The following is a 19,365-nucleotide window of genomic DNA, read 5'->3' as shown; positions in this document are numbered from 1 at the left end:
CGCAGAGTGGTTCAACGGAACGTGGGTGCTGTGTGGTGTACTGCGTGCCGGTGGTCGGCCGGCGGTGGGAGTCCTTCGCGGGCGGCGCAGTCGTCGCAGACGGCCCGGAACGTGATTTCTGCGGAGAGAATGGTGCTCATGCCGTGCGTGTCACTGGGGGTGAGGCACGGGGCTTCGCCGATGACGCACTCGACATCCTCGAGACGACCGCAGACCACGCACTGGATGTGGTGGTGGTTGTCGTCGTTGTCTGTCTCGTAGCGTGCGCCGGTGGCACCGGGCAGGTCGATACGGCGCAGGACGCCGTGTGCGCTCAGATCGTTCACGACATTGTGGACGGACTGCATGGAGATCGACGGGAGTTCCGTGCGGATACCGGCGTGCACCTCGGCGGCGGAGCTGTGCGGGTGGGTGTTGATGTACCGCAGGGCGGCGAGGCGTCCGGGGGTCGCTCGAAGTCCCGCATCCCGCACGCGTTCTACCCAGGTGTCGGCCGGTTCTGTGCGCATGGGACCCAGTATGCACCTACTTTTGAAATCCCGCAATATTGAACTAATAAAATAAGGAGAGATGCAGGCAGACCGGCGGATCCTCGGCGGGATCCGGATCACTACCGGGAAGGGGCTACAGCTCCCACTCGTTGTTGGACCGCAGCGCCTCCAACAGGACACGGACCGCGGCGACACGCCGCGCACTGGCGCCGGTGAGCCGGTCGAGGGCACATTCCGGATCGGCCGGCGGGCCGGCGTGGGTACAGCCGCGGGGGCAGTCCTCCACGACGTCCCGCAGATCCTCGAAGACACCGATGACCGTCTCCGGATCCACATGGGCCAGGCCGAAACTCCGGATACCGGGGGTGTCGACGATCCAGCCGGCGTTCTCGCCACCGGGCAGCCGCAACGCGACAGACTGCGTCGAGGTGTGACGACCCTTGCCGACGCCGGACACCACGCCGGTCGCCCGGTCGGCATCCGGCACCAGCCGGTTGACCAGGGTGGACTTTCCCACACCGGAGTGTCCGATCAGCGCGGTGAGGTGACCGTGCACCAGATCGGTGACCGGGGTCAGCGGATCGTCCCGGCCACAGACCACGACCTGCACGTCCAGGTCGGCGAACTCGGCGGCGAACTCCGACGGATCCGCCAGATCAGACTTCGTCAGGCAGATCACCGGGGTCAGACCCCCGGCGAACGCGGCGATCAGCGCACGCTCGACGAACCCGGAGCGCGGCGGCGGATCAGCGACCGCGGTGACGATGAGCAGCTGGTCGGCATTGGCGACCACGACACGCTCATAGGAGTCCGTGTCATCGGCGGTTCGGCGCAGGACGGTCTTCCGGTCCTCCAACCGCACGATGCGGGCCAGGGTCCCGTCGAGACCGGAGGTGTCGCCGACCACGGCGACCCGGTCACCGACGACGACGGCGGTGCGTCCCATCTCCCGGGCGCGCATGCAGATCGCCGGGGAAGCATCCGGGTCGGCGCCGTCGATGACCACGCCCCAGCGTCCCCGGTCCTTCGTCACGACCATGCCGGTCTCGGCGTCCTTGTGGGACGGTCGGTCCTTTGTCCGTGGCCGGGACCCCTTCCCCGGGCGGACCTTGACATCGGATTCGTCGTAACTGCGCCGGCCCATATCCGTCAGGCCCCCACCATCTGCGCCCAGCGCGTCTCGAACCCGGGCAGGGTCTTCGTCGTGGTGGTGATGTCCTCGACCTGCACGCCCTCGGTGACCAGGCCGAGGATCGCCCCGGCGGTCGCCATCCGGTGGTCGGCGTAGGTGTGCCACAGCCCACCGTGCAACGGGGCCGGGTCGATGACCAGGCCGTCGGCGGTCTGGGAGACGCCGCAGCCCAGCCCGGTCAGCTCAGCCTCCAGCGCGGCGAGCCGATCGGTCTCGTGGCCGCGCAGGTGGGCGATGCCGTAGAGGTGACTGCGACCCTTCGCCAGGGCGCACAGCGCGGCGACGGTCGGGGTCAGCTCGCCGATGTCGTGCATGTCCCAGGTGATGCCCGTGAGCGCCCCACCTGCAGCGCCGCGCACGATGAGCTCGCCGGTGTGCGTGGCGAGGTCGACTGTCGCACCCATGTCCTCCAGCACCGCACGGAACTGGTCGCCGGGCTGGGTGGTCTGCGCCGGCCAGTCGCGCACCCGCACCTCACCGCCGGTGACCGCGGCGGCGGAGAGGAACGGGGTCGCGTTCGACAGGTCGGGTTCGACCGCCCAGTGGCGTCCCCGGACCGGACCGGGGTGGACCGTCCACCGGTTGAAGCTGACGTCCACGGTCACACCGGCGGCGCGCAGCATCTCCACGGTCATCTCGATGTGCGGCTGGCTGGGCACGGCGTCCCCGACATGGACGACGGTGACTCCCTCGTCGAAGCGCGCACCGGCGAGCAGCAGGCCGGAGACGAACTGGGAGGATGCCGAGGCGTCGATGTGCACCTCGCCACCACGGATCCCGCCGTGGCCGGTGACGGCGAAAGGCAGCGGGTTCCCCGGGTCGTCCGAGGTTTTGACGGTCGCCCCCAGAGCCTCCAGGGATTCGAGGGTGGTGCCCATCGGGCGGGCCTGGGCCTCACGGTCGCCGTGGAACCAGACGTCGCCGTCGGCGAGGGCGGCGGCGGCGGGAAGGAAGCGCAGCACGGTGCCGGCGAGGCCACACTGGACCTCGCCGCCGTGCAGGTCACCAGGGGTGACGGTGATGTTGTCTCCGTCGGTGACGACGGTCGTCCCCATGGTCCGCAGGGCGTCCGCCATCAGCTGCGTGTCGCGGCTCTGCAGCGCTCCGGTGATCTCGGAGGGGCCGTCGGCGAGCGCGGACAGCAGCAGTGCCCGGTTGGTGATCGACTTCGATCCCGGGACAGAGACAGTGGCGGTGACGGGGAACGGGGCGACCGGCGCGGCCCATGGAGTTGGGGTCATGGGCTCCAGTGTAGTTTGGCCTAGGCTGGATACCATGTGCGGTCGCTACATCCTGTTCACTGCCACGGAAACCCTGCTCACCGGCCTGTCGGACCGGCTCGGTGAACAGGTCACAGCGCTGCCCGGGGACTGGTTGCGACCCAGCTGGAACATCGCGCCGACCCATCGCATCGCCGTGGTGCGTCGCTTCGAGGGACGTCTGGTGCTCGGCCCGGCGGCCTGGGGGTTCCCCGCCCCGTGGAAACCGGGGACCGTGCTGTTCAACGCCCGTGGCGAGACGGCCTTCGACAAGGCGTCGTTCCGGGACGCGGAACCCGCGCTGGTCCTCATGGACGGCTGGTACGAGTGGAACGCCGACTCGGGCACGAAGACGCCGTACCTGGTGACCGGGGACGGCCCGCTCATCGTCGCGGGACTGGTCAAGGGTGACGGCGAGGGCGAGCTGCGGGCGACTGTGGTGACCACGGCTTCGGCCGACCCGGTGGAGTGGCTGCACGACCGGATGCCGCGGGTGCTCTCCGACGACGAGGCGCAGGCGTGGCTGGACGGTGGAGAGGGGGGAGAGGTGCTGCGCGAGGCGGCGTCCCGCGTCCCCGGTGAGGCGGTCCGGCAGGTGCTCACCACCCGTGCGGTTGACCGTCGGGTCGGCAATGTCGCGGTCAACGGACCCGAACTCATCGGGGGAACAGGGGAGTTACGGGATACGATGGGGGAATAGTGCCGCACGTCCGGACTGTTGATTCGGGTGGAGTGGCAGAGTGCTGACCCACGCAGAGGAGCCATGACCAACACCGTGAAGCGCACCAGCGACAGCGACGAGCAACTGCTCGCCCGCTTCGAGTCGGACGCGCTGCCCCTGCTGGACCAGCTCTACGGCGCCGCCCTCGGGATGACCCGTAATCCGACGGACGCCCAGGACCTGGTCCAGGACGCCTACATGAAGGCCTATCAGGCGTTCGGCTCATACAAGCCGGGCACGAACCTGAAGGCCTGGATGTACCGCATCCTCACCAACACCTACATCAACCAGTACCGGAAGAAGCAGCGCCGGCCGAAGGAGACCTCCGACGAGGCCGTCACCGACTGGCAGCTGGCGGATGTGGCGTCGCATGACTCGACGGGGCTGCGTTCCGCCGAGATCGAGGCGCTGCAGCGGATACCGGACTCCCGGATCCGCGACGCCCTCATGGAGCTCTCCGACGACTACCGCATGGTCGTGTACTACGCGGACGTCGAGGATCTCCCGTACAAGGAGATCGCCGAGATCATGGGGACGCCGATCGGCACGGTGATGAGCCGGCTGCACCGCGGACGCAAGCAGCTGCGCACGAAACTCAAGGATGTCGCCGCTGAGCGTGGGATCGGGCTCGATGCCACGGCGGCGGCGAAGACTGCGAAATCCTCGGCGAAATCTTCGGCGACCGCACCAAAGACGAAAGCGTGATGACGATGACTGACAAGCAGACGAACCACCCGTCCGGCTGCGATGATCTCGTGGACGTTCTCTATGAGTACGTCGACGGCGGCTGTGACGAGAACCTCCGGGGCAGACTGGCCGAGCACGCCGAGAACTGTCCCTCATGCCTCGAGCAGCTGGGCATCGAGCAGCAGGTCCGGGAGCTTCTCCGGGTGCGGTGCTGTGACTCTGCCCCGACGGACCTGCGAGGACGCATCGTCACCGCACTGCACACCTCGTCCGTGCGACGGGCCGCCGACGGTTCCGTCACCGAGGTCTCGTCGACGCAGGTGCGCATCAACCGACGCTGAGTCCGTACACGATCATGACGGATCCGGCCTGTCGGGACAACGGCAGCACCGGATCTGTCACGACCGTGTACGCGCCCGGTGCACAGACGACATAGTTACCGTCGAAAGACAGAGGCCCGGTCCGGAGAAACTCTCCGGACCGGGCCTCTGTCATGTTCGGACGCGTATCAGGCGTTCGGGCGCTTACCGTGGTTCGCGCCCTTCTTGCGACGGTCCTTACGCTTACGGCCACGCTTGCTCATGGTCACTCCTTATGTGTTCTGACGGGGTGTCCCCGAAAGAACACTCCCGGGGTGTACAACTGCACCAGTCTAACGGTGGACCCTGCGAGAGCCTAAACCGGAACCGGTTTTAGACGGTGGCGCGGGTGCGGGTGCGACCGCGGTTGTTGCGGCGCTTGAGGGCACGGCGCTCGTCTTCGCTCATGCCGCCCCAGACGCCGGCGTCCTGACCGGAGGAGATGGCCCAGGCGAGGCAGTCGTGGGTGACGGGGCACTTGTTGCAGACGAGCTTCGCCTTGGCGATCTGGGCCAGGGCAGGGCCGGAGTTGCCGACTGGGAAGAACAGCTCGGGGTCTTCGCTGCGGCAGATTGCTTCGTGGCGCCAGTCCATGATGATCTTCTCCTTGGGGATGCTAAGTCAGTGTCAAACGGTGCAGTGCGGATGTGGTGCGGACGTGGTCGTGTGTCGGGCGCGTGGAGCGCGTCCGGGCGTCAGTGACCGAATCCGGGTCGTCGGGGGATGTGAACAGTGGTGTGACGTCACCGGCAGCGGTGGGCGTGTGCCGGGGTGTGTCGCCGTGTGGAGAAGGGGGGGGGCAGATTGTCCGGTTAACCGGTGTGTAACCTGCAGGCCCTCTCGCTGTTACGTGTTAGATCATGGCACGGATCGTCGACCTTCGCTAGGGATGAACGGAAAAGAGTGTGCCATATCACAGTACTTTGATTTGGCCGAATTGGTAAGGGTGGGTAACAGACTGTGCGGTCTTCCCTGGGTCCGGGGTGGCCACCGGTTTCACTGCCCTCCCGGACGCCGCTAGGATCGGTGGCCATGAGTGCCAGCCCCCGCCCCGACAGCAGTGACCCGTCCCTCGTCCTTCCCCGGAGCGTCCGGTTCGCCGGCTGGCTCGGACTGGTCGAGGGTGGGATCGGGCTGATCATCGCGGTCGTCCTCATCGTCCGGGAGGCCAACGGCGTCCACAATGACGCCGTGAGTGGCTACGGCACCGCCGCCTGGTTCATCATCTTCGGCGGCATCGTCGCCCTCGCCGGCTGGTTCCTCAAGGACGGTCGCCGTTGGGGACGCGGCCCGGTGGCGATGACCAACATGATCCTGGTGCTCGTCTCGGTCTACATGTTCTCGTCGGGACGCATCGACCTCGGACTGCCCACCGCGTTGGTCGGTGTCGCCGGGCTGGCGATGCTGTTCAATGCGGACGCCGTGGACTGGGCCGCGCGCCGCTACGACAGCTAGGGGTAGGGACGCAGTCAGGACGCCGTCAGGACGCCGTCAGGACGCAGCCAGTCCGACGAGTGTCCCGCCACGCTGCTCGAGGACGGTGCTGCCCTGCACCCGCAGGGTCACCGGTCCGTCCCAGTCACCACGGTCGACGGGGATGACCTTCTCCGTCTTCCCGTCCGCCCAGTCGACGACCGCGATCCCGTCGGTGACCGGCAGCAGGAGGCGTCCTCCCATCGCCGCTCCGGTCCCCAGGGCGGGCATCGAGAACCGCGGATCCAGGTCCGTCGGGCCGAAGGCTATCAGACGCCGGCCGTCGAACCAGGTCATGTGGTGGGGGAGGTCGGCGGTCTGCGCCGCGGTGGCGAACGCCGGATCTGCCGGGTCCGCCGGGTACTGACCGAAGCTCCCGTCGGTGCGCAGCACCTGGAAGCGGGATCCCTCCTCGTCGTCGGCGTCCTTCGCCCGGACCCCGTTGCCGGGCACGTAGATCAGTGCGGCCTCCTGGCCGACGGCGACGAGTTCCGAACCTTCCGGCACCGTGAAGTCGTGGGTGATCTCCGGGGTTCCGGACTCCTCCGGGTCGGCGTTGAGCAGGCTGACGGTGCGGTCGCCGTCGGTGTCTCCGGGGCAGTCCATGGCGACGGCAAGGACCTTCTTCCGGGTCAGTGCCGAGGTGAACCTGCACCCGTCGGTCGGTTGGGACCCTGCGTTCACGGTGACTTCCTGGTGGCCCACCTCGACGGTGCGGACCAGGTCGGAACGCCACAGTTCCACCCGGTCCCCACCCAGGATGCCGACATGGTCCAGGGAACGGAAGGTGCTCACCTCGTCGGGTGCGAGGGCGGAGCGGGTGTCGACGTACTGTCCGGTCGCGACATTGAAGCTCGTGGCCTCCCCGCAGCCCTTCGGTCCGCGGTAGACGGTGACGAGGCGTGACCAGCCGCCGGTGACCCCGCACAGGTCGCGGTCACGCGAGTAGGACCACACCTCGTGGCCGTCAGACGCGTCGAGCACGGAGACCGTGGACCTGTCGGTGCGGACGACGGCTCCGTCCATGGTCAACGGATCAGGGGCGGTCTGCGGATCGGTGGTGGTGCGCCAGGTCTCGTGGACGGAGCCCGGCACCGGTACATCGTCGGCGGTGGAGGGGGCGATGGCGTCCCCCGGGGCGGCGGTGGTGTGGTCGGTGCCGCGGGTGTCGGAGACCAGCCAGCTGCCGCCGACGACGGCCAGGGCGGCGACGGTGAGTGCGGCGGTGAACGCCAGATCGGTGCGGGTGCGGCGTTCCGGCGGGGGAGGGGTGGTCCGTCGGGTCAACGGCGGGCAGCCTTCCGGTCCCTCCGGCCACCGTGGTTGTTCCGGTCCCTGTTCCGGTCCCTGTCGCGGTCCCTGTCGCGGTCCCTGCGTGCCGGGGCGGTGGCGGCGGCGGATCCCTGGACCCGCACGGCGCGTCCCACCCGGTCGGTGACATCCTCGGGCAGGTCGAATTCGGCGAGGAACTCCGGGGAGGTCGAGAACCAGCGCGGCGGAGTGGGGTGGCCGAGGTTGAGGGTGTCGTCGATGGCCTGCCAGCGGGTCAGGTCGTCCCAGTCGACGAGGGTGACCGCGACTCCGGAGTGACCGGCCCGGCCGGTGCGCCCGATGCGGTGGACGTAGGTCTTGTCGTCCTCCGGCACCTGGTAGTTGATGACGTGGGTGACGTCCTCGACGTCGATGCCGCGGGCCGCGACGTCGGTGGCGACCATGATGTCCACGGAGCCGTCGCGGAAGGCGTCGAGCGACCGTTCGCGGTCATTCTGCCGCATGTCACCGTGCACGGCACCGACCCGGAATCCGAGCCCGGCGAGGTCCTCGGCGACCATCGCGGCGGAGCGCTTGGTGCGGGCGAAGACGATGGTGCGGCCGCGGCCGGGGGTCTGCAGGATCCTGGCGAGGACGCTGACGCGGTCCAGACGGTGGGACTGGAAGACGATCTGTGTGGTGGTGGCGTGGGTGGCCTGGGCCGAGGAGTTGTCCGCCCGCACGCGCACCGGACGGTGCATGAAACTACGGGTCAGTGCGACGATCGGCCCGGGCATCGTCGCGGAGAAGAGCATGGTCTGCCGGTTCGGGGAGGTCTGGGCCATGATCGCCTTGACGTCGTCGAGGAAGCCCTGGTCGAGCATCTCGTCGGCCTCGTCGAGGACGAGGACCTCGACATGGGTCAGGTCCAGCAGGTTCTGGCGTGACAGGTCGAGCAGGCGCCCCGGCGTCCCCACGACGACGTCGGTGCCGGCGTCCAACGCGGCGGTCTGCTTGTCGAAGGGCACACCGCCGTAGATCGCGGTGACGCGGAACGGTCGAGTGGCGTCCTTCCCCGGGCCGACCGGCGCGGTCAACCGGGTGGACGCCCCGGTGAGGTCCTCGGCGACCTGGAGACACAGTTCACGGGTCGGGACGACGACGAGACCGCGGACGGTCCCGTCGAGTTCGGTGATGTCGGCGTCATCGAAGAGACGGTCGAGCATCGGGACGCCGAAGCCGAGGGTCTTGCCCATGCCGGTGCGGGCCTGTCCGATGAGGTCCTTGCCCGTCAGTGCCAGTGGGAGGGTGCGTTCCTGGATCGCGAACGCCCGGTCGATCCCCTGGTCGGTCAGGGCATCCACGATCTCGGCGGCGACGCCGAGGCTCCGGAACGTCGGTCGACTGCTCTCCACTGCCACCATCCTCATCGGTGTGTCCGTTGATGTCGTCTTCAAGTCGCTATGATGGTCAAGGTTACAGTGCTCAGCCGTTGCCCAACCACTGAGCAGTCTTTTCGTCTGAAAGGTGTGTGGATCACCCACATGGATATCAAGGTCGGCTTCGTCGCCTCCCCCCGTGACATCGTCATCAACTCCAAGGAGGACCGGGACGCGCTCCTCGCCCGTGTCGAGGAGTTCCTCGCCACCGACTCCGGCACCCTCAAGCTCGAGGACACCAAGGGGGCTGTCACACTCCTGGTCCGCGACCAGGTCGCCTTCATCGAGGTCGGCGTCTCTTCCGCCCGTACCGTCGGATTCATCTGATCCGCCGCTGATCCGGTTGCCACACCCGGCTCCTGCCCAGGGCAGCGGGTGTGACAGTCTCGTAGACTGTGACCCACAGATCCCAGGACCCCTTCGACGACGTCCCTGACCTTCGACGGGACCGCCCGGTCGGTGGCGGGGAGGGCAGCTTCGGCCGACAGCCTGTGCCCGCGGTTTACCGGCGTCGCCGCTGGGCCACCGTCGGCGTACTCGTGGTGGTCCTGGTGACCCTCGTGGTGCTGGTCCGCGCCGTGGCGGGTGGCACCGGGGATGCCGGGAACTCAGGGGATTCTGCCGCGACCCCGGACAATGACGCCGCAGCGATGGCCTCGGTCACCGGGACCGGGGAGGCCACCCCCGGCCCGATACCCGGTGTCCCGACCTCCGACGACGTCGGCAGCCTGCCACCCGGGGGAAAGGTGACCGACAAGGGGCGCGGCACCTGGCGCGGCGTCGGTTCCGCCGGTGCAGTCGCCGGTGACCCGCACGGCGCAGACACCCGCACGCTCACCTATGTCGTCGAGACCGAGCAGGGGATCGACACGGCGTCCTTCGGCGGCGGGGACAGCTTCGCCGCGATGGTGGACGCCACGCTGGCCGATCCACGGTCCTGGATCGGGAACAGGGATGACGCGATCGCGTTCCGTCACATCAGCGTCTCCAGCTCCGATACCCCCGACCTGCGGATCCGGCTGACCAGTCCGGAGACGACCAGGCAGCTGTGTGGCGGCGAGATCGAGCTGGAGACCAGCTGCTTCGTCAGTGGCGGGGACAGCAGCGGCACTACCGACGGCGCCGCCGGGGACGGCCGCGTCATCATCAACCTGGCCCGCTGGGCCCGTGGCGCCCTGCCGTTCGCCGGTGACCTCGGCTCCTACCGTCAGTACGTCCTCAACCACGAGATCGGGCACGGGATCGGACATGCCGCGCACCAGCCCTGCCAGGAGGACGGGGCGCTGGCGCCGATCATGATGCAGCAGACCCTCAGCCTGGCGAACAAGGACCTCATCGAACTCGACGCCGGTACGGAGTACATGGACGATGACAGGGACAGCCGGGATGCGGTGTGCCGTGCGAACGCCTGGCCGCATCCTGAGGGGGACTGAGTCGATAGAGTGGTGGCCATGTCTGACTCGAACCGCAATACCGCCCCGACGGAGGGTGTCCGCGGCGCCTTCCAGGTCGGCTACGTCACCCCGGCCCTGCTGGGGGACGCCTGGGGCGACGGGTGGCGGTGCGACCACGTGGTTCTCGTCCCGGTCTCCGACCCGGCACGCGGCACCTGGGTCGCCCAGGTCATGGACCGGATCCGACCTGCGGGAGTGACGGTGCCACGGCCGCTGCGTTCCACCGACGGCCGCTACTCGGTGGGCGGGTGGACGGCGCGCGCCTTCGTCTCCGGGCACCGGGCTCCGCGGTTCGACGAGGTGGCTGCCGCCGCAGTGAGTCTCAACAAGGCACTGGCAGAGGAGCGGCGTCCCTCCTTCCTCACAGGTGGCAGCACGAACCGGAGTTCCGCGTCCTCCCGGGACGGGGTCGGGGATGTCGACCTGTTCGCGGCGGCGGAGGCCGCAGCCTGGGCAGATGATCCGACCGACCTGCTGGCGCCGGTGATGGATCCCGGGGCCGTGCCGCGTGAGGACGTGGCCGCGGCGATGGCGAAGGCGGCGAAGCTGCTGCCGCTGCGCGCCGAGGTCACCGCCCCTGACCAGCTGGTACACGGCGACATGCTGGGATGCACCGTCTTCGACGGGCATACCGATCCGGCGGTGGTCGATCTGGTGCCGGCGTGGCGTCCGGCGGTGTGGTCGGTGGCGCTGCTGGTGGTGGACGCCGTGGCGTGGGCGAGCGCGGAAGACGATCTCATCGACCGGTGGTCGCATCTGCCGGACTTCAACCAGCTGCTGCTCCGGGCGGTGATCTACCGGATGTTCGTTCATGCGGTCCTGCCGGACAGTCAGCCCGAAGCCTGGCCCGGACTCGAACGTGTGAGCGATATTGTGGCGGTGCGGATCACCGGACGGTCCGGTCGGGATGACATGATCAGTGACGATCTCTCGGGCGACGGGACAGGCGAGCAGGGGACGGAGAACACCTGTGGTGGACAGGACAGGCAGGACGGACAGGACTGACTCCGACGCGGAGCAGGAGCGTACTGCAAAGGCCCGCGAGAACGCCCGCGCCGACGCCCGGCTACGCCGACGGATCGGCTCGGCCGACAGCGTCCGGGTACGCCTCGACACCGGACATGGTGCTGACGCCGGTGCCGCACCGGTCGCTGCGGAGCGCACGCCGTCGCGGCAGTGGAGCGGTCTGGCCGACGCCCTGGTCACCGACGACGACCGGGCTCCGCGTGACAGGCCCTACGCCGTGCTCGGAGGACCGGGAACCGGAAAGACTTCGCTGCTGCTCGATGCCCTGGTGACCTACCTGGGCAACGGGGGAGACCCGGCCGGGGTCATGGTGGTCACTCCCTCGAAGGAGGCGGCGACCGACCTGCGTGGCCGGCTCACCGACCTGCTGTGCGACCTCGCCGGCGACGTCGACGGCACAGCTGCCGCCGACGCGACCGGCTACGCGGCTACCGGGACCCCGGTCCGTTCCGTGCACTCGTGGGCTTTCGCCCTGCTGCGCGCCGTCGCACAGCTGCGCGAGGAACCCCTGCCCCGGCTGATGACCGGTGCCGACCACGACCTGCTCATCCGCTCGCTGCTGCAGGGCAACGCCGTGGACGGCACCGGGTCCTGGCCCGAGCGCATCCGTCCGGCCCTTCCACTCGTCGGCTTCGCCCGCCAGCTCCGTGACCTGCTGCTGCGTGCCGAGGAGCGGGGTATCGGACCCGACGCACTCGCCGATCTGGGACGCGAACACGACCTGGACATGTGGGTCGGCGCCGGGGACTTCCTGCGTGAGAGCCGCCGCGTCGTGAAGCTCTCCGGCTCCCACGCACTCAACGTCTCCGAGCTGCTTCACCGTGTCCTCGATGAACTGGAGAACACCCCGGAAGGCCGCCGCATCCTCGACCGGCAGCGAGACACCGTGAAACTGCTGCTCGTCGATGACGCCCACAACCTCGACCCCGCGTCCGCCCGTTTCCTCGAGATGCTCACCACGCCAGGGGCCCGCGTCCTCGTCGCCGGGGACGCCGACCAGTGCGTCTTCCATTTCCGTGGTGCCGACGAGGACTACCTCACCGGCCTGGCGGAGGACGCCGACCACCGCATCGTCCTGTCCCGGTCGTACCGGTTGGGCGCTGCCGCAGTCACCGCGGTGAACCGGTTGGGCCGGCTGCTGCCGCCGTCGCGGACGAGGGTGCCGGTACGTGCCACCGAAGCGGCCACCGAAGCGGCCACTGAAGCTGGCACTGAAGATGTCGCCGGGCCGGCCCCCGACCTCGTGATCCGGCGCGCGCCGTCGGTCACCTCCGAGCGGCTCAGTGTGGCCGATGCGGTGCGGCGTGCCCACGTCACCGACGGCGTGGACTGGGACCGGATCGCCGTGGTCGTGCGCACCGCCGGGGAGATCCACCCGTTGCGCCGCACCCTCCTCAGCCACGGCGTGCCGGTGAAGGTCGACCCGACGAGCGTGGTGCTGGCCGAACAGCCCCTCGTCTCCTCCCTGCTGCTCGCACTCGATGCCCTCGTGCGACCCCTGACCGTCGCCGAGCTGCAGCAGCTCGTCGAAAGCCCGGTCGGTGGGGCGGACCCGGTGATGCTGCGACGGATGGAGCGCTCCCTCGCCCCGGTCCTGGTCGGGACGGGGCTGCGTGCCATGGAGGCCGTCGGGCTCATGGTCACCGGTCGCGCCGACGAGCAGGAGACCGAGGCATGGCGACGTCGGTTCGGGCCCCGTGAACTCGGCCTGCTCGACCAGGTCCGCGCCGTCATCGAAGCCGGTCAGGTTGTCGCGGAGGACGGCGGGTCCGTCGAGGCCGTGCTGTGGGCGGTGTGGCAGGCCACCGGTCTGTCGACCCGGCTGCAGACCCGTGCACTGCGTGGCGGCACCCTCGGCTCCCAGGCTGACCGCGACCTCGATGCGGTCATGAGCCTCTTCGACCTGGCCGGCGACCTCGTCGAACGGACTCCGGCGATCACGCTCGAGACCTTCCTCGACGGTGTCCGTGCCCAGGAGCTGCCCACCGGTGCCCGCGACCGGCGCGGGGTGCGTCCTGATGCCGTGGAGATCCTGCCCGCCCACGCCGCCGCCGGCCGGGAATGGGAGGTCGTCATCGTCTCCGGGGTGCAGGAGGACAGCTGGCCGGCCGGTCCGACCGTCGGTGGACTGTTCGGGCAGCAGGAACTGGTCGATCTGCTGGACCGGGGCATCGAACCGACCACCATCGTCTCCCGGGCCAGCAGCGCCCTGGCCGAGGAGCGTCGGCTCTTCCTCCTCGCCGTGTCCCGGGCCAGCCGGTACACCCTGGTCACCGCCGTGGAATCCGCCGGAGATGAGGCCTCGGTCCCCTCACGGTTCCTCGACGACATCACGGGTGGTGAAGGGGCGACGGCTGTGGAGAATGCGGACCCGGAGAGCGAACCCCGGCCACACCCGGTCGATACCGTCGCAGACTCCCTGCCGCGGGTCCTGGCGATGGAACCTCTCGTCGCCGAACTCCGGGATGCCGTCTGCGACCCCGACCGGCCCGGCCATGAGCGCCGTGCCGCCGCTGAAAATCTCGCCACTCTCGCCGAGGCCGGCGTCTACGGCGCCGATCCCGCGGAATGGTGGGGGACCGCCGGGCCCTCCTCCACCGGCCCCGCCGTCGCCCACCGCCGCGGGGACAGTGAACCGACCCTGCGGATCAGCCCCACCACCCTGGAGAACCTCGGGAGGACCACCGGTCCGGCCTGCGACCTCGCGTCCTTCCTCGACAGTCTGCGCAGCACCCCGACCACCGAACCGATGAAGGTCGGTACCCTCATCCACGCTCTCGCCGAGGGCTTCGCCGACGGACTCACCCCGGAGGACGCCGCCGACATCGTCCGCGAGGTCGTGCCCTGGCTCGTCGACGGTCCCGCCTGGACCGCCCGGCCGCTGACCGAGGGCTGCCTCGACGCCGTCGACCGGCTCCACGGCTGGCTCACCCAGCGCGCCGGGAACGGCCGCACCGTCGAGGTCGAGAAGAAACTGGAGCACATGATCGGACACACCGACACCGGCCTGCCGGTCATCCTCGCCGGCCGCACCGACCGGCTGGAGACCACCGCGGACGGGGCGTCCACCGTCATCGACTTCAAGACCGGGAAGAACGCGAAGACCGTCAAGGAGGCCGCCGGGAGCCCGCAGCTCTCGGCCTACCAGCTCCTGGTCTCCCTCGAGGACGGGCGCCGTGCCGACGGCGCCATGCTCGTCTACCCGCGTGTGGAGAACGCCAAGGTCAAGGTCCTGCAGCAGGGCCAGCTCAGCGAGGACGACCTGGCGGAGTTCCGCGCCCTCGCCCTGGCCACCGCGGCACGCGTGGCAGGGCCGGGGTTCAGCGCCACCGACGCCTGCGGCGACACGGAGTACGCGTGTCTGTGCCCCGCCTGCCGCGCCGGGGAGCAGGTGATCTAGATGGCAGAGAAGAGAACCCCTGTCGATCCCGTCGAGCTGTCGCAGCAGTGGCTGCGCCAGGCTTTCCCGCCCACCGACCAGCAGGCCGCCGTCATCGGTGCGCCCGCCGGCCCCATGCTCGTCGTCGCCGGCGCCGGTGCTGGAAAGACCGAGACGATGGCCGCCCGCGTGGTCTGGCTCGTCGCCAACGGCCTGGTGCTGCCCGAACAGGTCCTCGGCCTCACCTTCACCCGCAAGGCCGCCCGCGAACTCGGGGTGCGCATCCGTGCCCGCCTGCAGTCCCTGGCGTCCTCCGGGCTGGTGGAGTCGATGCCGGCCATCACCCCGACGGTCTCCACCTACGACTCCTTCGCCGGAGACATCGTCCGCGAATACGGACTGCTGCTGCCCACCGAACCCACCGGCCGCGTCATCACGGACACGGAGCGCTGGATGATCGCCCGCGACGTGGTACTCGAACGCTCCACCGGGTTCACCACCCACCGCTCGGTGCCCACGATCATCGACGACATGCTGGAACTCAACGACGGCATGGACAACCACCTCGCCACCTTCACCGACGTCGACGACGAGTGCCGGGCCACCGCCGCAGAGATCGACGGACTGCCCGACCGCGACGGCAAGGCGCTCAAGGGTGTGGACACCACCCTGCGGAAGATCGGGGACGCCCTGGTCTACCGGCGTGAACTCCTCGAGGTCGTCGCCGACTACCGGGCCCGGCTCGCCGACCGGAACCTCATGACCTTCGGTGCGCAGATGTCGAAGGCCGCCCAGCTCGTCGCCGCGCATCCCGAGGTCGGAGCGGCCCAGCGCCGCCGGTTCCGCGTCGTCATGCTCGACGAGTACCAGGACACCGGCCATGCCCAGCGCGTCCTGCTGCGCGGACTGTTCGGCGGCGGAGTCGACCCGGATCTCACGGTCACCGCGGTCGGTGATCCGATGCAGTCCATCTACGGTTTCCGCGGCGCGACGGCGGCGAACCTCACCCACTTCCGCACCGATTTCCCGACCGGGACCGGTAAGGACGCCACCCCCGCCAGGAAGCGGGAACTGACCACCTCGTGGCGCAACCCGGCACGCGTCCTCGACCTGGCGAACACCGTTTCCCGTTGGTCACTGGACGCCGCCGGCACCGGGTCACCGGCCTCGGTGTCCCCCCTGGTCTCCCGGCCCGGCGCCGGTACCGGGGACGTGAAAGCCGCCTGGTTCGACACCCGCGAGGAGGAACTTGTCTGGCTGGCCGACGAACTCGCCGCCCGCTACCACGGACGGGACACCTCCCGGCCGTTCTCCGCGGCGGTACTGCTGCGCAAGAACGCCGAAGCGACACCGATCCACGACCTCCTCATCGAGCGGGAGGTGCCGGTGGAGATGTCCGCCGGTCCCGGTCTGCTGGAGGTGCCGGAGGTCGCCGACGTGTACGCCACGCTGCGCGTCCTCGTGGACCCCTCCGACGACATCGCGCTGCTCCGGCTGCTCACCGGCGTGCGGTGGAACATCGGTGCCGCCGACCTGCAGGCCCTGGCACGACGGGTCGACCAGCTGTCGCTGCGGGACCGGCGGGTCGACAGTGAGGACACGGAGAACTCCGACGGCGACGCCGACGAACCCACCGGGCTCACCGCTCTCGTCACCCCGCAGCCCGGCGATTCCCCGGCGATGGCCACGGTCCGTGAGCGGCTCGCCGACATCGACCGCGATTCCTCCCGCGTCCCCGTCGGACTGGCGGAGGCCCTGGCCGACCTGCGTGGCATGGAGGAGTTCGGCATGTCGGAGGAGGGCCTGCAACGGCTCGGTGACCTGGGCCGGGAACTGCGCTTCCTGCGCCTGCAGTCACTCGGTAAGCCGCTCAACGACCTCGTCGCCGACATCGAGCAGATGTGCGGGGTGCGCACCGAGGTGCTCACCCGCTACCACCGCGACCGGCGTCGGTCCATCGGTGCCAGCCACCTCGACCGCTTCGCCGAGGTCGTCCGCTCCTTCGCCGACCTCTCCGGTGCGTCCCCCGGGGCGCTGGTGGACTACCTGCGTGCCGCCGAGGCCCGCGAGAAAGGCCTCGACGCCGGTGAGGTGGAGAAGCGCAGCGACTGTGTCCAGCTGCTCACCGTGCACAAGGCCAAGGGCCTGGAGTGGGAGATCGTCGCGGTGCCGCACGCCACGCGCAAGACCTACGCGGACGCCGTGAAGCGTCCCACGGTCGAATCCTGGACCACCAACGCCCGTATCCTGCCCTCGGGACTGCGCGGCGACGCCACCGACGACCCGACCGACATCACCGGAATGCCGGTGCTCGACCTGTCCGACGTCGTCGACCGCAAGGGCGTCGTCGAGGCGGAGGACGCCTTCAAGGTCGCCCTCGGCGTCCACGATGCCAAGGAGGACGACCGGCTGTTCTATGTCGCCGTGACCCGCGCCGAGGAGACCCTGCTGGTCTCCGGGGCGGCGTTCAACAAAGACGCGAAGAAGCCGGTGGACCCCTCGGTCGCGCTCACCCTCATCCGCGACCGGCTCGCCGCGTCCGCCCCGGAATGCCTGGTGACCTGGTCGGACCTGGGCATGGTCTACTCCAAGGACGCACTGAAGCGGTTGGAGAAGGCCCGTGAGGACGGCTCGATGCAGCACCGGGAGGACGCGGTGATGGTGCCGGAGAACCCGGCGGCCCGCAACGACCTGGTCGAGGCCTACGTCCGTGAACTGCCGAAGACACCGGCGGCGCAGTGGCCGCGTCCCACCCTCACCGAGCGGCTGCCCGGTGTGGCCGACGGGGCGGACCTGGTGCGCGCGGCGATGACGGCACGTGACGCCACGACCCCGGACACCGGGACCCTGGCCGAAGAGTGGGCGCGTGAGACCGCACTGCTGGCCCGCGAACACCGGGAGCAGACCGTGCCCGAGGTCGTCGTGCCGTTGGGCTCCCGGCTCACCGCGACCGAGGCGGTGGCCCTGTCCCGTGACCCGGAGGAATTCGCCCGTCGGCGGCGCCGCCCGGTGCCGCTGGAACCGCGGCCGTACACCAAGCGCGGCACGGCCTTCCACAACTGGGTCGAGCAGCACTACGGTTCGGTCGGCCTGTTCGACGAGGACGAGCTGCCCGGTGCGGCGGACGCCACCCTCGCCGACCCGGTCCTCGCCACCCTGAAGCAGAAGTTCCTCGACAGTGTGTGGGCAGACCGTGTCCCGGTAAGTGTCGAAGGCTCCTATTCGGTGATCCTGGCCGGGCACCTCTTCGAGGGACGCATCGACGCCGTCTTCCATGACAGCGACGATCCGCTCACCGGGTGGACGGTCGTGGACTGGAAGACCGGGCGCAAACCGACCGGCCGTGACCTGACCGATGCGTCCCTGCAGTTGGCCGTCTACCGGCTCGCCTGGGCGAAGCTGCTCAGTGCCCGCTACGGGCGTCCGGTGGATCCGGCCGACGTGCGGGCGGCCTTCCACTACGTGGTCTCGAACGAGACCTGGGAACCGGGTACACTTCCGTCTGCAGAAGACCTGGCCGGATGGCTGGCCGGACCGGACGGAGGGCGCGAGGATGCGTGACAGGTTGCGTGACCGCCTCGGCGCGGACGAGGACGTGGACGCCCTCCCGCCGCATGCGCTGACGAAGGTCATCAGTATCCCGGAGCCGGAGCAGGCCAGTCCCTGGTGGCTGATCGTGCGCCGGATGGCGTACGCCCTGATCCTCATCGTCCTGTCCTCGACTGTGGTCTACCTCGACCGGGACGGGTACAAGGGCGTCCAGACGTTCCTGGACGCTGTCTACTACTCGGCGGTGTCGCTGTCGACCACGGGCTACGGGGACATCACCCCGGTGACGCAGGAGGCCCGCCTGCTCAACGTGCTGCTCATCACCCCGATGCGCGTCATCTTCCTGGTCCTCCTCGTCGGCACGACACTGTCGGTGCTCACCGAGGAGTCCCGGAAGGCCCTGAAGATCCGCCGCTGGAGGAGAAAAATGCGTAACCACACTGTCGTCATCGGCTACGGCACGAAGGGCCGCGCGGCGACCACCGCGCTGCTCGCCGACGGCGTCCCCTCCGACCGCATCGTGGTGGTGGACTCGGACCCGGAGGCCCTGGCCCACGCGTCCTCCCGCGGTCTGGTGACCGTGCAGGGCTCGGCGACGAAATCCGATGTGCTCAAACTCGCCGGTGTGACCCGTGCCCGGGCGGTCGTCGTCGCCCCGAACCTCGACGACACGGCCGTGCTGATCACCCTGTCGGTCCGGGAGATCGCCCCCTCGGCGACGATCGTCGCCAGTGTGCGCGAGTCCGAGAACTCCCACCTCGTCCGGCAGTCCGGCGCGGATTCCGTGGTGATCTCCTCGGAGACCGCCGGCCGGATGCTCGGCCTGGCGACGGTCAGCCCGTCGGTCACCGGGATGATGGAGGACCTGCTCAGCCCGGACGAGGGCTTCTCCATCGCCGAGCGTCTCGTCGCCGAGGACGAGGTCGGCGGCAGCCCCCGTAACCTCGAGGACATCGTGCTGGGTGTGGTGCGCTCCGGTGAGCTCTACCGCATCGACTCGGTGGAGGCGGAAACCGTCGAACCGGGCGACCGCATCCTCTACATCCGTCGGATCACCGACGACGCCGACATCGAGCGGAAGTGAG

17 protein-coding genes are annotated in these 19,365 nt (G+C 69.4%); 10 read left to right on the top strand and 7 right to left on the bottom strand.

Translation table 11 applies throughout. The annotated features are described in order from the left end of the window. Positions 1-11: 11 nt before the first annotated feature. The 3 genes from CVA01_RS01695 to aroA form a co-directional block, all read right to left on the bottom strand. Positions 12-509: a Fur family transcriptional regulator gene (locus tag CVA01_RS01695; protein ID WP_141328113.1), complete on the bottom strand. Its 498-nt coding sequence runs from the start codon at positions 507-509 to the stop codon at positions 12-14. Positions 510-624: 115 nt separating this feature from the next. After that, entirely contained in the window at positions 625-1,635 is a 1,011-nt protein-coding gene (gene rsgA / locus CVA01_RS01690; protein WP_141328111.1) for a ribosome small subunit-dependent GTPase A, read from the bottom strand. Positions 1,636-1,640: 5 nt separating this feature from the next. Next, entirely contained in the window at positions 1,641-2,924 is a 1,284-nt protein-coding gene (gene aroA, locus CVA01_RS01685) for a 3-phosphoshikimate 1-carboxyvinyltransferase (RefSeq protein ID WP_141328109.1), read from the bottom strand. Positions 2,925-2,958: 34 nt separating this feature from the next. Here aroA and CVA01_RS01680 point away from each other — a divergent pair, with 34 nt between their 5' ends. The 3 genes from CVA01_RS01680 to rsrA all read left to right on the top strand — a co-directional run bounded on the left by CVA01_RS01680 (position 2,959) and on the right by rsrA (position 4,691). Beyond that, complete coding sequence (locus CVA01_RS01680) at positions 2,959-3,642, top strand: SOS response-associated peptidase (protein WP_041630126.1); 684 nt, start codon at positions 2,959-2,961, stop codon at positions 3,640-3,642. Between the two features lie 63 nt (positions 3,643-3,705). Next, complete coding sequence (locus tag CVA01_RS01675) at positions 3,706-4,368, top strand: sigma-70 family RNA polymerase sigma factor (protein WP_141328107.1); 663 nt, start codon at positions 3,706-3,708, stop codon at positions 4,366-4,368. Between the two features lie 5 nt (positions 4,369-4,373). Beyond that, positions 4,374-4,691: a mycothiol system anti-sigma-R factor gene (gene rsrA, locus CVA01_RS01670; protein ID WP_141328105.1), complete on the top strand. Its 318-nt coding sequence runs from the start codon at positions 4,374-4,376 to the stop codon at positions 4,689-4,691. A gap of 167 nt (positions 4,692-4,858) precedes the next feature. Here the strand turns inward: rsrA and CVA01_RS15560 are convergent, their stop codons facing one another. Together CVA01_RS15560 and CVA01_RS01665 are read right to left on the bottom strand one after the other, a co-directional pair. Beyond that, a complete protein-coding gene (locus tag CVA01_RS15560) occupies positions 4,859-4,933 on the bottom strand; it encodes a 50S ribosomal protein bL37 (RefSeq protein WP_370513275.1) in 75 nt (24 codons plus the stop codon). A gap of 109 nt (positions 4,934-5,042) precedes the next feature. Beyond that, on the bottom strand, positions 5,043-5,303 hold the full coding sequence (locus CVA01_RS01665; RefSeq protein WP_014010661.1) for a WhiB family transcriptional regulator: 261 nt from the start codon (positions 5,301-5,303) through the stop codon (positions 5,043-5,045). 438 nt (positions 5,304-5,741) lie between these two features. Between CVA01_RS01665 and CVA01_RS01660 the strand changes: the two genes are divergently transcribed. Beyond that, complete coding sequence (locus tag CVA01_RS01660) at positions 5,742-6,164, top strand: hypothetical protein (protein ID WP_141328103.1); 423 nt, start codon at positions 5,742-5,744, stop codon at positions 6,162-6,164. Positions 6,165-6,200: 36 nt separating this feature from the next. Here the strand turns inward: CVA01_RS01660 and CVA01_RS01655 are convergent, their stop codons facing one another. Beyond that, positions 6,201-7,469, bottom strand: a complete 1,269-nt coding sequence (locus CVA01_RS01655; protein ID WP_218024549.1) for an Rv3212 family protein — start codon at positions 7,467-7,469, stop codon at positions 6,201-6,203. Next, on the bottom strand, positions 7,466-8,857 hold the full coding sequence (locus tag CVA01_RS01650; protein ID WP_174775590.1) for a DEAD/DEAH box helicase: 1,392 nt from the start codon (positions 8,855-8,857) through the stop codon (positions 7,466-7,468). Before CVA01_RS01650 ends, CVA01_RS01655 begins: the two co-directional genes overlap by 4 nt. A gap of 120 nt (positions 8,858-8,977) precedes the next feature. On the opposite strand from CVA01_RS01650, the gene CVA01_RS01645 reads away from it, so the two are divergent. The 6 genes from CVA01_RS01645 to CVA01_RS01620 all read left to right on the top strand — a co-directional run bounded on the left by CVA01_RS01645 (position 8,978) and on the right by CVA01_RS01620 (position 19,364). Then, entirely contained in the window at positions 8,978-9,199 is a 222-nt protein-coding gene (locus CVA01_RS01645) for a DUF3107 domain-containing protein (RefSeq protein WP_141328099.1), read from the top strand. Between the two features lie 68 nt (positions 9,200-9,267). Continuing rightward, positions 9,268-10,305 (top strand): DUF3152 domain-containing protein, encoded by a 1,038-nt coding sequence (locus CVA01_RS01640; protein ID WP_141328097.1) that lies wholly within the window; start codon positions 9,268-9,270, stop codon positions 10,303-10,305. An 18-nt stretch (positions 10,306-10,323) separates the two neighbouring features. Beyond that, complete coding sequence (locus CVA01_RS01635; protein WP_141328095.1) at positions 10,324-11,331, top strand: TIGR02569 family protein; 1,008 nt, start codon at positions 10,324-10,326, stop codon at positions 11,329-11,331. After that, entirely contained in the window at positions 11,300-14,752 is a 3,453-nt protein-coding gene (locus CVA01_RS01630) for an ATP-dependent DNA helicase (RefSeq protein WP_244938086.1), read from the top strand. The genes CVA01_RS01635 and CVA01_RS01630 overlap by 32 nt, the downstream gene beginning before the upstream one ends. Further along, positions 14,753-18,292: an ATP-dependent helicase gene (locus CVA01_RS01625; protein WP_141328093.1), complete on the top strand. Its 3,540-nt coding sequence runs from the start codon at positions 14,753-14,755 to the stop codon at positions 18,290-18,292. It abuts the gene before it with no gap. Further along, entirely contained in the window at positions 18,285-19,364 is a 1,080-nt protein-coding gene (locus CVA01_RS01620) for a potassium channel family protein (protein ID WP_141328091.1), read from the top strand. Before CVA01_RS01625 ends, CVA01_RS01620 begins: the two co-directional genes overlap by 8 nt. Position 19,365 lies beyond the last annotated feature (1 nt).

It is taken from the genome of Corynebacterium variabile (assembly GCF_006539825.1).
Taxonomy (GTDB): Bacteria; Actinomycetota; Actinomycetes; order Mycobacteriales; family Mycobacteriaceae; genus Corynebacterium; species Corynebacterium variabile.
The sequence above is the reverse complement of the archived record's forward strand: the minus strand, read 5'-3'. Positions and strand labels throughout refer to the sequence as shown.